Below are 17224 nucleotides of genomic sequence, written 5' to 3' on the forward strand. Positions count from 1 at the left end.
AGTAATAATCTTGCAAAGTGAGGTTGCAACTGGTGCCCAAAACAATCAAGAACATGATGGCCTGGACTGTCGCTGCATGCATGGCCGTACAACTGTTGACCGCTTGTGAGAGGGGCGATAGCCTTGCGGAGCGTTCTCCGGTCCCTGAGGGACAGCCGGGGAGCGCTCCGCTCTATGAGGAGCCGGGTCTAAGCAAATATGATCCGCCGATTCAGCTGTCGTTCGTACGTGAGAACAACGATGCGCTGGAAGAAATATTGAAGGAATTGCCGGGGGAGACGCTGGAGCATAACCGCTGGACCGAGCTTTACGAAGAGGTGCTTGGTATTAAGGTTACCTATGACTGGACGGAGTGGAGCTCCATCTACTCCCGTAAGCTGGGGGTATCTCTGGCCTCCGGGGATATCCCTGATATTGTGCGGGTGAATGCTTCACAGCTCAGGGTGCTGAGCAATGCAGGGCTGATCCAGGACCTGAGCGGAGTCTATGCCGAGTATGCAACCCCGTTAACCCGCAAGGTGCTGAGCGAGGAAGGGACGGGTCCGTTCGAGACAGCTACCCTTGACGGCAAGCTTATGGCGATCCCGGAGACCAATTCGTCCATTGAGGGCGCAATGTTCCTGTGGATTCGGACGGATTGGCTGGAGCGGCTCAGCCTTAAGCCGCCGCAGACGATGGCAGAGGTGCTGGCTATTTCGAAAGCGTTTACGCAACAAGATCCTGATGGTAACGGCAAGCATGATACCTACGGTCTTGCGGCAACCAAATACCTGTGGGACCCGGTCATGGGACTTACCGGCTTCATGGCCGGTTATGGTGCGTATCCCGGAATCTGGCTTAAGGACAAGACCGGCAAACTGGTCTATGGAGGTATCCAGCCGGAGGTCAAGCATGCTCTGCAGGTGCTTCAGGACTTATACCGGACGGGGCAGATTGACAGGGAATTCGCGTTCAAAGACGGGGTTAAGGCCAGTGATTGGATTGAGCATGAGCAGGTCGGAATGATGTACGGGGAGCAGTGGGGCTCCTTTCTCGTGCAGCTCAGCCGTGAGCATAATCCGCAGGCCGAGTGGCAGGCCTTCCCGCTGGTCTCGGAGTCCGGGGCAGCGCCGAAGGTGCCGCTTCCGTTCAGCACCAACCAGTTCCTGGCGGTCAAGCAAGGCGTCCAGCATCCTGAGGCGCTGATCAAGCTGATTAACCTGCATCTGGAGAAGAACTGGGGGACTACGAGTGAGGTGGAGCGGTATTATAACGCTCCGCAGGCGGTGTGGAAGCTGTCGCCGGTGACGCCGTTTCCGGTGCAGAAGAACCTTGAGGCCTTCCGGGAGCTGGAGACCTTCCGGCGCACCGGCGATGCCTCCGTGCTTCAGGATGAAGCGAAGACGATCCAGAAGCGGATTGCCGCTTACGAGGCAGGAGGTGCGGACAGCGAGACAGGCTGGGGCTGGGAGCGGACGTATGGGCCTTCGGGCGCTTTTTCCATCCTGGTCGGTTATGAACGTAATCATCAGCTGCTCTATGAGAGCTTCGTCGGTGCACCTACAGAGACGATGATCGAGAAGCAGAATATTCTAAATAATCTTCAGATTGATGCCTTTCTTGATATCATTCAGGGCAGACCGATCAGCGAGTTCGATAATTTCGTGGCACAGTGGAACAAGCTGGGCGGTGAGCAGATTACGGCTGAGGTCAACGACTGGTATGCAGAGAAGGGCGGGAGCGGCAAATGATCGGACCTGAGCAGAAGAGTGGAGGCGGTACACGTGCTTAAGTTTCCTACGGTGTCGATGCGCCACACTATTTTTATCCGGATGGTTGTCACTTATCTCGCTATTATTCTGCCGATTCTGCTGCTTGGACTCTACCTCTACAACTGGAGCTACCGGAATGCAAGCCAGGACCTGTCCAGAGCGACTCTGTCGCAATTAACCTATTATCTGGAGGACCTGAACCGCGAGGTGGAGTGGATGGAGATCCAGCAGTATGATCTTGCCCAGGATACCGAGCTGAACAAGATTGCCGTTACCTGGAATTATATGGACGATGTCCAAAAGCGGGAGAGCCTGAACTACATCACGCAGCGGCTCACCTCCCTGAAGAACAGCAGCGCCTATATCGGCGATGTGTTCGTTCATATCCGTACCATTGACAAAACGCTGTCCGCGATGAACGGCATTGATCAGTTTGACAGCAGCAAGTTCAATTTCTTCCGGTCGGTCGATCTGAGAAAAGAAGGGCGGCTGATCAACTGGAACAACTTCCTGGAGCTCAGTGTTACCCAGTCGAGCGGGAGAATGGGTGAGCCGCCGCTGTTCATCGTGCAGATCGAGCTGGACAACGAGAAGCTGAGGGATTCGCTCCGGGCGATTAACGCGTACGAAGAGAGCGGCTCGCTGCTGGTCTCACGGCTGACGGATTACGCAATCGGTACAGAGAACAGCTCCCCGGAGCTAATTGAGAGCTATCACCAGGCGGTTGAGGAAGGGAACCTGTACAATTGGGAGCTGGACGGAATACGTTATCATATCGACAGCTTCACCTCTGACAGGCTGGGGATGGCTGTTGCCACCTATTTGCCGGAGGAGGCGGTCAAGCGCCCGCTGACCAAGTTCGTGGTCTGGGCGTGGCTGTTCGCGGCGGTGTCCTTCCTGGCGGTGCTGATCTATTCTTACGCGACCTATAAGTTCGTCCAGAAACCGCTGCTTGTGCTGATCCGCAGCTTCAAGCGGATGGAGAGCGGCTCGCTTGATATTCAGATTGACCATGGCCGCAAGGATGAATTCGGCTATCTGTATCTCCGGTTCAACCAGATGCTCAGCAGGCTGCGGATGCTGATTGACCAGGATTACACCCAGAAGCTGATGATGCAGCGGGCGGAGCTGAAGCAGCTCCAGTCGCAGATCAACCCGCATTTCCTCTATAACAGCTTCTTCATTCTCAGCGCCCTGGCGAAGCAGGGGGACAGCTCCCGGATTGAGGAGTTCGCTGGCATGCTGGGCGAATATTTCCGGTTCATTACCCGTAACGGAGAGGATAATGTCCGGCTTGCGGAGGAGACGCGCCATTCCCGGATGTATACGGAGATCCAGAAGATGCGCTTCTCCAGGCGCATTCAGGTTCAGTTCGATGAGCTGCCGGAAGCCATGGAGGAGCTGCGGGTTCCGCGCCTCATTCTCCAGCCGATTATCGAGAATGCCTATGAGCATTGTCTGGAGAAGCAGGCGGAGGATGGGGAGCTGCGGGTTTCCTTTGAACAGGAGGAACGGGAGATCCGCATTATTGTTGAAGATAACGGAAACGGGCTGACCGATGAACGGATCGAGACCCTGAGAAGGCGGCTGAATCAGAACGGCGGCACGCATGAAGTCACCGGCATGAGCAATATTCACCGGCGCATCCAGTTAATCTACGGGGAAGGCAGCGGCCTGTTCCTGGACAGAAGCACATTGAACGGCCTCCGGGTTACAATCCGGATCAGGCTCACGGGAGGTGAAGGTCTTGTACAGACTATTGATCGTTGATGATGAAGAGATTATAACGGACGGCTTATACGAGGCGTTCAACCAGCTGCTTCCGGACAAGCTAGATGTCTACAAGGTCTATTCAGCAAAAGCAGCCTTGGAGTGGCTCTCGCGCACCCGGATCGATATTGTGCTGACGGATATCCGCATGCCCGGCATGAGCGGGCTGGAGATGTCTGAGCAGATCCGGGAGTTTTGGCCGCGGTCGCGGATTGTTTTTCTGACCGGCTACAGTGAATTCGATTATGCCTATAGCGCGCTGCAGCTTCCTGGGGCCCGATATCTGCTGAAGACGGAAGGCTTCGACAAGATTATTGAGACGGTGCAGGAGGTGCTGCAGGAGATTGAGCAGGGCAATATGCTGAGCGAGCTGCTGCAGCAGTCCAGGGAGCAGCGTGATTCCATGGAGACGGCGGCCCAGGGCGATTATCTCCGCCATCTGCTTCAGGACAGCCAGTCCTTGTGTGCGGATACGGATGCGTTACGTGCAGATTTCAGCAAGCTGGGCATCGGTCTGGAAGCCGAATCCCCGGTGATGCTCGTTCTTGGACGGCCTACATACGCGGAAGGCATCTCTTACATGGACCGGCGCGAGCTTCTGACCTCTTCCCGCCTGATCTGGAATTCCCATCTGGCGGAGATGACCCGGCATGCCTGGGTGCTTGACCGGCACGGGGATCTCTTGTGGCTGCTGCAGCCACTGGATAATGCCGGGGCTGCCTTCGGCGGGAATTTCGCGCGGTATCTGGAGGGAACGCTGGAGATGATTCAGGATTCCTGCCGGCAGACACTGGGCCTGCCGGTTGCTTTTACGGTCAGCGGCTCAGCCTGTGCCTGGACAGACACCGGCCGCCATTACGAGCGGCTTCACCGGCTGCAGCAGATGAAGATCGGGGACGGCATCTCCATGGTGCAGATTGACCGCGGCGGTCCGCCGGAGCCTGACATCGTCCGTGAGACGGGGGTGCGGCTCCACCAGCGGGTGGAGAATCTTGCGGCCCATCTGGATGCCGGACGGCGTGAGCGGTTCGCTGAGACGCTGGAGGAGATCCGGGAAGGCATTCATTCCCGCGTCTCCGTGGAAGAAGCAGCCGAGCTGTATTATACGGTTGCCCTTGTGCTGCTGTCCCATATGAACCGCTCGGAGCTCTACAGCCTTGTCAATGAATACGGCAAGCTGATGCGGTTGGATGAGCATTCATCTCTCGGGGAGGGCATCTATTATCTGGAGCGGCTGGCCTCAGATCTCTTCGAGCGGAGAAGCACAGCCGAGAAGGAACGCTCCTCGGAGGTCATTGAACGGATCTGCGATTATATCCACAGCCACTTGGGCGAGGATCTGTCTCTGGTGCGGCTGGCTGAGCTGCATTATTTCAATCCGTCATACCTGTCCCGCTTCTTCAAGCAGGAGCAAGGCATTAACCTGTCAGAGTACATCGATCAGTGCCGGGCGGTCAAGGCGAAGGAGCTGCTGGGAAATGAAGCGCTCAAAATCCGCGATGTAGCAATGTATGTCGGCTATGAAGCCCACCATTCCTTCACCCGGTTCTTCAAAAAAATGACGGGAATGACCCCCCAGGAATACAGGGAGTCTGTGCATGTAAATCTATAATTTGTAAGTATATCAACTATAATCTGTAAGTCTATCAACTATAATCACACAGGTTTCCGCCTGTCTCCCCGCAGAGTACAATTCAGATGTATTCGCTTTCATTAAGACGGCATCCGCCGATTCCACGAAATGAGAAGGAGATGGGTATCTGTGAGAAAAGGGAAGTTAAGCTGGTCCATGAAGCTGCTGGTTATGCTGGCTCTGCTGCTGACGCCGATGCAGTTCGGAGGCGGCACGGCAAGCGCTTGGGAGGGTTCGCCTGTTCCCAAGCTGCATGTAAGCGGAAACCAGCTGGTGAACGGCAGCGGACAGCCTGTACTGCTAAGCGGCTGGCATCAGCCTACCGGGGCCTACTGGACGTATCAGAACAGCAATTATTATCTGAACCGTAACGGCGGGAACCGGCATAAGGCCACTCTGGAGTACCTGAAGGAGATCACGGATACCTTCACCAGCACCTCCGGCAAATACGGCAACAGCCACGGCTGGTACTCGAATCAGGTTCGCCTGTTCATCGACCGGGAGGATATGGGCGATGTCGCAGCAGGAACGTATAACTTCGCGGGCCTTCAGGCAGCTACCCAGAATCTGATCATTCCTTATGTAGAATATGCGAAGACGAAGGGGCTGTATGTCACGCTGGGGCTGGACTTCACCCTGCTTGACAACAAGGCGACCACCCAGGCCAATCTGGACAAGTTCAATCAGATCTGGGGTTACCTGGCCTCCCAGCCGGGACTCAAGAGTGCGGATAATGTGATGTTCGAGCTGGTGAACGAGCCGGTGCTGAGCGATGTGAACGGACAATGGGGCGGCAATCCCTCCCAGCCGAACTTCGCGGCGTTCTGGAATTCGCTGAAGAACTTCCAGAATTCGATGATCTCGACCATCCGCAGCAAGGGCGCGGACAATGTGATCTGGGCTTCAGGACTAGGCTGGGATCAGCATTATCAGCTGACGGCATCCAGTCCGCTGACCGACCCGCTTAACAATTACGGCTATGCCGTGCACTGGTATCCTGGCTACGGCGCTTATGACAACTACAACTCACTTCAGCAGATCTGGGATAGCAGCATTAAGCCTGCGGCAGATGTTTACCCGATCAATATTACTGAAACCACCTGGTTCAAGAACCAGCCGGGAGACTCCTCGTACTGGGATCTGTTCAACGGTACGAACGCAGGCTTCGGCAAGAATACCAAAGCGATTTTCACTGCCGCCGGCAATGTCAGCATTGCCGTCCATATGAACGGCTTCCTGCTTGATCCTGGTCCCAAAAGCTCCTTCGCCGATCCGGACGGCGGATTGCTCTATGACGGCAATACGGTCCGCGACGGCATGGCTCGCTTTATCTTCGAATGGTACTACGAGCGGGCACAGTTCAACCCCTGGAACGGGGTGTGGAACGGAGTCACCAACAATGCGAAGTATAAGCTGATCAACCGGGCGTCAGGCAAAGCGATTGACGTTCCGAACGGGCAGAATACGAACTCCCTTCAGCTCCAGCAGTGGCCGGAGAACACCGCGCTGGCTCAGCAATGGACGGTTACGGATATGGGCACGTACAATAATATTTACCGGCTGCGCAGCGTGAACTCCTCTGACAACAAGGTGATGGATGTGCGTAACGGTACGAAGAATAACGGCGAAGCCATCCAGCTGATGCAGGATTCGAACAACACCGCCCAGCAGTTCCGGCTCATCAAGCTGAGCAATGGCTACTGGAGCCTTCTTAATGTAAACAGTAACAAGGCAGTCGAAGTCACAGGAGCCTCCACCGCAGACGGCGCGAAGCTCCAGCAGAACCTCTACCGCGGCGATCTCCATCAGCAATGGAAGCTGGTTCAGGTGAACTAAAAAGGTTAGACTTAGGAGCCTCCTTCTCCATCTGCAGGGCGGTCCGGGACAATACCGGATTGGCGCGCGGGGTGAAGGGGCTTTTTTGAGCGTGCGGGAGGCGCGTGGGCTCAATGTAATCGAAAAACCGATTACATTCGGCGCTGCGGAGGCGCGTGGGCTCAATGTAATCGAAAAACCGATTACATTCGACGCTGCGGAGGGAAACAGTTGCCTTTTATACACTTGCTGATGAACGAAAGCCTCCTCCTGCGCCAACGGTTGGGAAAACAACACTTAATTTTGCGCATTTCCACCAAAGTGACGAGATCAAACTAATTAGATGTTCCTTTTCCACTTACTCCCGCCCAATCCTGAGAATCCAGCAAATTATGATACCTTTGTCCACCTATTTCCGAGAGAGAAGATGACACAAGTAGTTTTGCTTGCGGCAGGGCCAGGTAAGGTGTGATTTTTCAATCAGCCTACCCGCCCACTCCCGTCGAAGTTGCTGCATATGCGCCTACAAGCATCATAATCCGCATAAAACATACCAAGGTTCTTTACACCTTCGACTCTCTCATTCCTTATATAAGGAAAGCAACATACATCCATATGAAAGCAACGTTAATCTATGTATTATAAAGGGTTTGTGTGATTAAATACATAAATAATACAGCATTTTCACAGGAATCAGTTCCTGTCATAATGCGAAAGGATGAATACGAATCATGGACAAACAGCAACAGCTCGGCTTAACGCCGCCGATGGGATGGAATTCGTGGAACACTTTTACTTGGGATATTAATGAGCAATTGATCCGGGAAGCGGCCGATACGCTTGTGGCGGACGGTTATAAGGATGCGGGCTATGATTACATTGTGATTGACGATTGCTGGAGCTTGAAAGAGCGGGATGAGCAGGGCAGACTGGTCGCTGACCCAGTCAAATTCCCGAACGGTATGAAGGCGGTTGCAGATTATGTTCACTCCAAGGGACTGAAGTTCGGTATGTACTCTTGTGTGGGAACGCATACCTGCGCCGGGTATCCGGGCAGCTTTGAGCATGAATTCCAGGATGCCGCGTCGCTGGCTGAGTGGGGTGTAGATTTTCTAAAATATGATTACTGCTTCAAGCCCAGACATATGTCGGGAGAGCTGCTGTACAAACGGATGAGTCTTGCCCTCAAAAACTGCGGAAGAGATATTCTTTTCTCCGCTTGTAACTGGGGGGAGGATAACGTCTACCAGTGGATTCGTGAATCCGGCGCGCATATGTACCGTTCCACCGGCGATATTCAGGATAGCTGGGAATCGATCAAGACCCTCGCGCTGTCGCAGCTCGACAAAGCCGCCTATACCGGGGCCTACTGCCACAATGACCTGGATATGCTCGTCGTGGGCATGTACGGGGGCAGCAACAGCGACTTCATCGGAAGTCAGATTGGCGGCTGCACGGATGTGGAGTACAAGACGCACTTCTCGCTGTGGAGCCTGCTGGGCTCTCCGCTGATGATCGGCAGTGATATCCGCAAAGCGAATGAAGCTACCAAGAAGATTCTGCTGAACCCGGATCTGATTGCTATCAACCAGGATATCGAGGGCCGCGGAGCTTACCGCATTAAGCCTGAGCCGCAGTGGTTCCATACCAATGAAGTATTCATGCTGGTAAAAGTATTAGCAGACGGTGACCTGGCGATCGGCTTCTTCAACCTGAGCGATGGTCAGCGAGAGATGTCGCTGCAATTCTGGGATTTCGGACTTCCGTATGCCTCCGGCAAATCGCTGTCCCTGTATGACTGCTGGGAGCATAAGGAGCTTGGGGTGTTCAGAGAACGCTTCGCTCCGGTCGTGCCAGCCCATGACTGTCTGATCGTACGGGCGAAATTGGTATAGACACAAGAAAGAAGAGAAGCATATGAGCATGAACAGAACCTGCAGACAATGCGGTGTTCCGCTGATGACGGATGATGTGGCGATTTACCTGAAGCTGGTCACGCGCAATGCCCAGGATTTCCTATGCATCGACTGCCTCGGCGTCCAGTTGAAATGCGGACGAGAGCCGATCGAGCGGCTGATCAAGTATTTCCGGGAATCGGGAAAATGCGTGTTGTTCCGTTAACAACTGCCAAAATGTAAGAAGAGGTCTGTCCCGCAAGGCGTTAGCGCTTGTGTGGGACAGGCCTGTTTCGGTTGAGCGTAGCTCCGTAATCCCGACGAACTGTAAAACTGTCAACAGTAGGCTAGGTGGTGGAAGTGAGATGTATAAATCCCTCTGAAGCAGCCAAAAGTAGGCAGAATGAGCAAATGAGATGTATAAATCCCTCTGATTGGACTGAGAGTAGGTGGAATGAGCAAATGAGATGTATAGATCCCTCTGATTGGACTGAGAGTAGGTGGAATGAGCAAATGAGATGTATAGATCCCTCTGATTGGACTGAGAGTAGGTGGAATGAGCAAATGAGATGTATAGATCCCTCTGATTGGACTGAGAGTAGGCAGAATGAGCAAATGAGATGTATAAATCCCTCTGAATGGGCTGGAAGTAGGCGGAATGTGGAAGTGAGAGGGATATATCCCTCTGGGTGCGCCGGAGTGAAGGGACAGGGGGATTGGAGGAACTTATGGTAGATTGAGCTAATTGCGAGGGAGGCGTAATTGACTAAACAGAGCAGCCTAACAGACAGAGTAACCAAACAAATATCAGGCAAACAGAGCAGCATATCTCCGGTATTATTCACTACCCCGAGACTGCTGCTCTGTTTGTTATTGACTATAAGTGTGTCCTGTAAGTAACCAGTATCTAGTGGGTTAGTTCACGAAGCCCGCCTGCTCCAGTAATCTCAGAATCACTGTCGCCGCCTCTGCACGGGTGGCGGATTGGCCCGGGTGGAATTGCCCGTCAGGTGTTCCGGTGATCAGACCTGCCTGAACTGCCTTGGCGACATCCTGCTGTGCCCAGCCGGCAATCTGGCCTGCGTCCTTGAACGCTGCTGGCTGTGCTGCTGAGTCTGGGAGCGGCGCACCTGCAAGGACCATAGCCTTCACCAGGATGGCTGTCATCTCCTGGCGTGTAACCTTGTCGCTCGGCCGGAAGGTGTTGTCCGTTCCGCCCAGCACCAGACCCAGCTCAGCGGCTGTCCCGACGCTTCCGGTGTACCATGCACCAGTGGGGATATCGTTGAACGAACTTGCAGCCGGACCGGAAGAGGAGAAGCCGAGCGCACGGACGATCATCGCTGCGAATTCAGCACGCGTAGTGGTAGCGTTCGGTGCGAATTGGCTGTCCGTAAGCCCTGTCAAGATATATTTGGAGGCCAGCTTGTGGATGGCTTCCTGTGCCCAGTGGCTGTTCATATCTGCAAAGGTCTTGTTGCTTGAGATTACAACAAACGTACCGTTGCTTGGACTATGGAAGGACACTTCGCTTCCATTAAAGGTTGCCGGGACGAAGGTGAGGCTGCCGTTACTCTCCACCCGCACGACTGTCGAATTCCGGCTGTTCACCGGAGTGCTGAGCGGCAGGGTATGCCGGGCATAGCTGCTGCCGAAGCCCGGGATCTCCACCGACCGGCCGCCAGCCTCCGCCTTCACCGTATATTCCACCGCCTGGCCGATGATCTGGCCTTGGGCCGTGAGAACGGCTTGGCGAATCGTTTGCTGCCGCTCTTCCGGGAGTACCGTCATGCTGACGGTAAGCTTCCAATTCTCACTGCCCAGTTGCTGCCCCAGCGCTGCCGGATTAAGAGCGCTCACAGGGAAGTGGATGGTGCCTAGTGTAGAGGTAATCGTGATCTGCTCTGCCGCCTGAACCTGCTTGGCGTCCAGAGTGGCTGTTGTAGAGGTACCGGTAACCGTAGCTTCTACGGTAAGCTGCTTGCTGCCTGGAGCTACAGGCTGCACCGAACCGACGGTAGTGTTGCCGCTAGTTGTACTGGTGCTACTGCCACCAGTACCACCGGAAATCCCGCCGTTATTGCCACCGCCGTTATTGCCACCGCCGTTATCGCCGCCGCCGTTATCGCCACCGCCGTTATCGCCGCCGCCGTTATTGCCACCGCCGTTATCGCCGCCGCCGTTATTGCCACCGCCGTTATTGCCGCCGCCGTTATCACCGCCGCCGTTTACCTCCATCGTGTGGCGGGCATACAGATCGAACCGGTCAAATGCCGGTGTGTACTGGCGCGGGACCGCAGTGTATGGCGTGAAGCCTTGTGCGCCGCTTCCGCCATAAGGGTTGGAGCCGCCGTTGTAAGTATTGTTGTTCGAGAAGCGGATCGTGTTGACGCCTGCCTTCAGCTCCACATCCAGTGTCTGTGTGGCGAACTGCTGCCAGGAGATGGTGTTCTTGAAGTAGACCGTCTGCGGTTCGCCGCCGTTGACGCTTACTTGCACATAGCGTTCAACGACATCATTGTTGTAAGCATGGGTTCCCGCACTTTCACCGTTAGCATAAGTGACCACCAGCTTGTAGGTGCCTGCCTTAGGCACGTTAATGTCCCCAAGCTGCAGATAACGCTCTGCTCCGTCGTAGGAGGTGATGCCGTTCACATATTTGCCGCCGGAGGCGTATTTGGCGAACGCATCCTCCCGGATGAGCGGCAGCTCGGAACCGGCTGGTGTTCCAACCACTGTTGCCGCCTCAGCCTCCACAGAATATAGAGCAGTCTTACTTACAAAGGCTGCATTAATGTAATCCAGACTAAGCGCCGCGCTGGAGCGCACGTCGATCAGGTTAATACCTTTCCTTAGGAAGACTGGAGCTTTGGCATCCTGCCATTGCCCGTTCGTATTCACAACAGGAAGATCAACCAGAGGCTTACGGTCATGGGCAAGCTGCAGCTTCCCGCTGTCCGCAGAGGCGTAACGTGCCGTCAGCTCATACATCCCGTCTTCCAGCACGCTGACAACGAACCGGGTGTTGGCCTCCTGGCTGCCGCCGTAGCCGCTCACATATCCGGCCCCCTCGAAGCCTTCCTGGCTAACGGCCCGGGACAAGCCCTGCTCTGAATCATATTCGGCGAATTCCGCCTGCACACGATAATTCGGAAGTGCGCCAGGCAGCCCGTTATACGTCAGCTCGATGGCATCCAGAGTGGATTCGCCCTGGCCCGCTTCTCCCGTATCCGGGTTGGTTCTGCTGATGCCGATGGAATGAGTGCCTTGCGTCAAATCGGCGAATATCGTATTGCCGCCAAGCAGCTGCATGTTGTAATCTGCACGCAGAACTACTTTGGTGGCCGGCAGACCGTCAATCTTGACGAACCATTCCGAATTGATCCGCTGATTGGCATCACCCGTATTCGATTGATTGCGCAGCGAAGCGGTTGCGCCGCTGCCGCCAATCAGATCCAGGCGGTAATTTCCGTCTGCCGGTATGGTCACCTCTGTCCATTTCACGAGGCTGTCCGCAGCCTTGATGCCTGACACATACTGGCCGTTCGAGGCGGAGCGTCCAGTGCTTTTACGCGGATAGTGATCCGTTGTGGCTACATTGGTCTGCACCTGCGCATTCTCCGCCTCGAAGCGCCTTACGAAGGTCTCCTGCGGAGCATGAGTGACGGCCGGAGTGATGACTGCATAATAGGCTGAGGTGTAATCATTCAGGCTTACATCCAGCGTGACCGAACCATTCTTGACCGGAACATTGCGGTCCAGAATCTGTGTAGGCTCCACCAGGAAGCCGGTCAGGCCGGTATAGCCCGCATAGAATACAGTGACATGCACCTCTTCAGCTCCTGCCAGGAAGGAAGGGCTGTTCCCGTTACCGGTGACGTTGTTGAACACGATTTGACCGTCTCCTTGGGTCCCGCCGAAGGCGATACTGACCTGCTGCTTCTGGTCTTGAATCGAAGTTAACCCGTACAGGCCGGGGCCGAAGGCGTCATTCTCAGCTCTGGCGTTGATCACATTGACCTTGGCCATATCGCCGCCCATCATGTCGGCATACCATTTGTAGAGCCACCATGCCCCGTTCGGCTCGTTCTGCCCGGCGAGTAGGGACCCGTAGGAGTTGGCAGTATTCCAATACGGCAGCATGCTGTTCATTTTCAGCTCATCGTAACGTGCGATGTAATGGACAAGCGAGCCGCCCACAGCGATCTCTGAAGTGGCTGCATATTCATTGATATCGACTTTGAGCGGGAAGGGAAGAGGGCGGTCCGGGTACAGCTCTTTATAGCGCTGTAAGGACTTCGCTTCCACGGCCCGGAAGGTTGTGACGTTCGAGGCCGCCTGATTGAAAGCTTTGTCCCACAGCATATGCCAGCTGATAATATCGGGCAGGCAATCATTCTCCACACAGAAGGGAATGAAATCCTCGAATACTTTAGCCCCGTACTGGGTCAGATTCACGCCGGAAATCACGGCCCCGGGATCGATTTCTTTGATCTTCTTGACTACGGCAAGCCAGTCGGCATTGAACACGGCTCTGGAGGTTCTCCCCGTCTGGCTGTCTGACAGCAGCTGGGGATAACGGGTGTTGTTCTGCTCAGGCTCATTGAACGGAATATAGATGAATTTCGCATCTGCATCCCGTCCCGGATTCGCCGCCTCCCATTGATCCTTGTAGGCCTTGACTGCCGTTGTGATCGGAATGACCGCTTCCTGGATATATTCCTCTGCCGTTCTGGACGGATAATACCAGTGCTGGTAATAATCCTGCATGACGATATTTACGGCTTCCCCGCCAGCCTCGAAGAAATAATCCGACACTCTGAGCGCATCGCCGGTAGGATGCTGGATGCCGTTGGGCGGCTTCTGGGAGATATGTGAGGGCTTGATCGGAATCAGCGTATTGATATCCGGCACGTTAGGCTCACTGATGGCATAGAGCGCACCGGAGGCCCCGTGGTATACAGGTCCGAGCGAGCGGTCGGCGAGATCGACCGTTATTTTGGCCGGATTGGTTACCACAACCTCTTCATGCTTGGTTGATGTATATAACGCGCTGACCTGGCTGGCCGTGAGCTGGACATTGTAGATTCTCAGGTCGTCGAATTTCCCCTTGATATCTCCATCCGAAGTATAGAGCGATCTGCCGAACGCATTGAACTTCAGGGCGTCCAGATAGTCGCGCGAGAAAAAGTGCTGCAATACCGAAACCATCGTCGCACCTGATGAGCTTTTGCTCTGATCCAGACCCTTGATGCCGACCGGGATACCGTTCAGGTAGACCTCATAAGCCCCGCTGCTGGTCAGGGTGACGGTCACCTGCTGCCACTTGCCTTTGGCCGGGTTGCGGTTCCAGACGATATCGCCTTTGTAACTGGCAATCTGGCTTGGATTCGTGCCGGTATAGATCCGGTTGCTGAACGTGCCGTCCCCGGCGATGATAATGAACTCGGAGTCCTGCCAGCCGCTTACTCCGGCATTCGTCAGCCCCTTCTCGGCAATTGTGGAGGACAGCAGACGGTTATAGGCGTTAGCCGAAGAGTCGATGTTAGCCCAAAAGGAGATGGACAGCTCATCCTTGATTCCGCTGTAGAGCTGATCTGGCAGCTTCAGCCAAGCGGTTCCGTTGGCGCCGCCGGGCAAGGAGAGGACGTCTCCGCGCTGGTCGTCGTAGACAATGGCAGCTACTCCCTTCAGCTCGGCGCGTTCAGCGGCCGCATTGGGGTAGACGCTGTTCACCACCGTGGTGCGGTCAAGCACCTGCCCGGAGCGGAAGCTCCACTGGAACAGCGGGGCCGCTTCAGCAGCGGTCTTCATCTGGACTTGCTCCGGCACAGTCTCCTGAACAGGAGCAGCCTCCGGCAGTGCAGCTGCCTCCGGCTCCGCCGGGGAAGCGGGCACTTCATCGGAATCAGGTGCCGTAACCGGATCAGTCACTAACTCCGAATCAGTCACCCATACAGAATCCGCTACTGGAACCGGGTCTGCGGTCGAAACTGTGGAAGCGCTTGCTAAACTGGAGGGCAGGAGAGTCAGAATTGCCAGTATAGATATCAGTGAACGCTTAAGATATAGCCTCAATAGATACTCACCTCTTTTGTTTTTTTTAGGATACCTTTACCTAATGTCCTTATGTGCTTCCGGTGATGATCGTCTGTACGGCTTGCCGGTAGTGATCTCTAGCACATGCAACAATTCTCTATACCTTCGCTCCGCTATCTCCGCATAGGCACCGCAACCTCCCTGTCATTGCTGCTTCGCTTCACCGAGAATGTTAAGGGAATGACCCATACTATAAAATCAAGCTTTTTTACTGTTTTTGTTCCTTTCTTTACGTGTCTGGGTTACCGCCTGGAGCGGGCAGCCGGGGAAGCAGAAGTGGAATCTGCAGAATTCTTCCAGACCTTCCTCCGTAATCCCCCACATGTAAAAAAGGGAACGAAAAGAGTAAAAAAAAGACATGCAGAGCAGGGTGGCGGGAAAGCAGCCGGGAGTCTATCATTAAAGGTATTCCACTAACTCTGCCGCTGGAGGTTATGACTTGAAAGTACCCTTCACCTTGAAGCCCAGCCGCCGTTTTGTGAGCGTGAAGAACAAGATGTTGTTCTTTTTTCTGCTGGCCATTCTGATTCCGGTTGTGATTCTGTTCGTGAACTCCTATATCTCCTCCCAACAGATGCTTGAACGTAAATATACGGACCTGCTGGCCGATGTGACGAGACAGTCGAATATCCGCATTGAGGAATTCCTGGAGGACACGAAGCAGATCTCCCTCATCGCCAGCTACGGGATTAACAGCTACATCTCTGCTGTATCCCAGGAGAACTATCCGGTGCAGAATTTCTTGCACGACAGCTCTGTGACGAACGAACTTCAGGCCACACAGCTGCTGATGAATTACATCACGATGAAGGACCGCGCCATCTCTATCTATGTCTATAATCTGGTGAATGGCAGCGACCTCTATGTGGCCCCGAACAAGCCTGTCGATTATACCTATACCCCCCGTGCGGAGGACTGGTTCACCGAATTTCTGCGTTCCGACGATATTACGCGCGATTTGCCGACCCGGCTGGACCGGCAGACCAAGGCGGACAACAACTGGACGATCTACAATCTGCGTAAAATCTTCGATATGGAGAACGGCAAGCTGCTAGGCGTTATGGCGGTAAGTGTAGACATAGATTTCATCAACCGGCTGAACAAGCGGATGGAGGCAGGCAACCGTTCGGCCTTCACCGTTACCGATGACAGCGGCATGATTATATTCAATAACAATTATAACCTGATCGGCAAGCCGTTCAGGACACTCTTTCCGGTTCGTGAGGAAGAACTCGCCGCAGGTTCAGGCAGGCAGATTGTCTGCGTAGCCGGGAAGAACTATATTCTCATCCAATCGCCGTTCGAGGAACATAAATGGAAGACTTATATGTACATGCCGGTGGAAGAGCTGGCGGTCGAAGGCGACATCCTGAAGCAGAACCTGTGGACGATTGCCGTTGTGCTACTCCTGTTCGCCCTGGCCAGCTCAGTGTACATGTCGAATCTGATCACCCGCCCGATCAAGCAGCTGATCCGCAATATGACGCTGGTGGAGCAAGGGAAATTCGATAATCTGCCGGCGGTCCGCTCGAATGATGAGATCGGTGTCATGGCCAGCCGCTTCGAGCAAATGTCCGCTGAACTCAAACAGCTGGTGGAGCGGATCTATGTGGAGCAGGGGCAGAAGGTCGAGGCCGAGATCCGGGCCTTGCAGGCGCAGATCAGCCCCCATTTCCTGTACAATACATTGAATTCGGTCAAGTGGATCGCCACCATGCAGCAGTCGGACAAAATTGTAGAGATGACCGGGGCGCTGATCTCCATGCTCCGCTATACCGCCAAAACGGACAATCGGCTGGTGCCGATCCGTGAGGAACTGGAGCACATCCTCCATTATATCGTCATTCAGAAGGTGCGTTATTTCAACCGGATTGAATTCCACTCTGAAGTGGAGGGGACGCTTGCGGAGCAGGAGATCCCGAAGCTGAGCATTCAGCCGCTGGTCGAGAATGCAATCTTCCACGGAATTGCCGACCAGGAGGACGGGCTGCTGTCCATCGAGGTCCGGCGTGCCGGGAATACTGAACTTACCATTACGGTAAAAGACAACGGCGCAGGCATGAGCGCTGAGGCATCAGCGAAGCTGCGCAGCAGGCTGGGCGGCGCAGAGGACAGCGGCGGCATCGGCGTGATCAATGTGCATCAGAGGGTACGCCGGTTATACGGCGATCCGTATGGGGTTTCGTTCGAGAGCAGCCCGGGACAGGGTGCGGTATTCGTAATCACCATTCCCATTCGGGACAGGAAGGAGGGCTATTGAG

General features: G+C 54.7%; 9 protein-coding genes. 8 read left to right on the forward strand and 1 reads right to left on the reverse strand.

Annotated elements, in window-relative coordinates; genetic code table 11:
• Positions 1–53 precede the first annotated feature (53 nt).
• From NYE24_RS33075 to NYE24_RS33100, 6 genes are all read left to right on the forward strand, one after another.
• Positions 54–1730, forward strand: a complete 1677-nt coding sequence (locus NYE24_RS33075; protein WP_256706751.1) for an extracellular solute-binding protein — start codon at positions 54–56, stop codon at positions 1728–1730.
• Between the two features lie 33 nt (positions 1731–1763).
• Positions 1764–3521 (forward strand): histidine kinase, encoded by a 1758-nt coding sequence (locus NYE24_RS33080; RefSeq protein ID WP_342477670.1) that lies wholly within the window; start codon positions 1764–1766, stop codon positions 3519–3521.
• Positions 3490–5133: a response regulator gene (locus NYE24_RS33085; protein WP_339807978.1), complete on the forward strand. Its 1644-nt coding sequence runs from the start codon at positions 3490–3492 to the stop codon at positions 5131–5133. Before NYE24_RS33080 ends, NYE24_RS33085 begins: the two co-directional genes overlap by 32 nt.
• A 150-nt stretch (positions 5134–5283) precedes the next feature.
• Entirely contained in the window at positions 5284–6990 is a 1707-nt protein-coding gene (locus NYE24_RS33090; RefSeq protein WP_342477671.1) for an RICIN domain-containing protein, read from the forward strand.
• A gap of 710 nt (positions 6991–7700) precedes the next feature.
• Complete coding sequence (locus tag NYE24_RS33095; RefSeq protein ID WP_036693382.1) at positions 7701–8864, forward strand: glycoside hydrolase family 27 protein; 1164 nt, start codon at positions 7701–7703, stop codon at positions 8862–8864.
• Between the two features lie 22 nt (positions 8865–8886).
• Positions 8887–9090, forward strand: coding sequence for a hypothetical protein (locus NYE24_RS33100; protein WP_036693380.1), 204 nt, complete (start codon positions 8887–8889; stop codon positions 9088–9090).
• Between the two features lie 689 nt (positions 9091–9779).
• Here the strand turns inward: NYE24_RS33100 and NYE24_RS33105 are convergent.
• The gene (locus NYE24_RS33105; protein WP_342477672.1) at positions 9780–14942 is read right to left on the reverse strand and encodes an S-layer homology domain-containing protein; all 5163 of its coding nucleotides are present in this window, start codon (positions 14940–14942) and stop codon (positions 9780–9782) included.
• Between the two features lie 201 nt (positions 14943–15143).
• Between NYE24_RS33105 and NYE24_RS33110 the strand changes: the two genes are divergently transcribed.
• A complete protein-coding gene (locus NYE24_RS33110; RefSeq protein ID WP_342477673.1) occupies positions 15144–15380 on the forward strand; it encodes a hypothetical protein in 237 nt (78 codons plus the stop codon).
• A gap of 22 nt (positions 15381–15402) precedes the next feature.
• Entirely contained in the window at positions 15403–17223 is a 1821-nt protein-coding gene (locus NYE24_RS33115) for a sensor histidine kinase (RefSeq protein ID WP_342477674.1), read from the forward strand.
• Position 17224 lies beyond the last annotated feature (1 nt).

The sequence above is a fragment of the Paenibacillus sp. FSL H7-0350 genome, assembly GCF_038593195.1.
Classification (GTDB): Bacteria; Bacillota; Bacilli; order Paenibacillales; family Paenibacillaceae; genus Paenibacillus_AQ.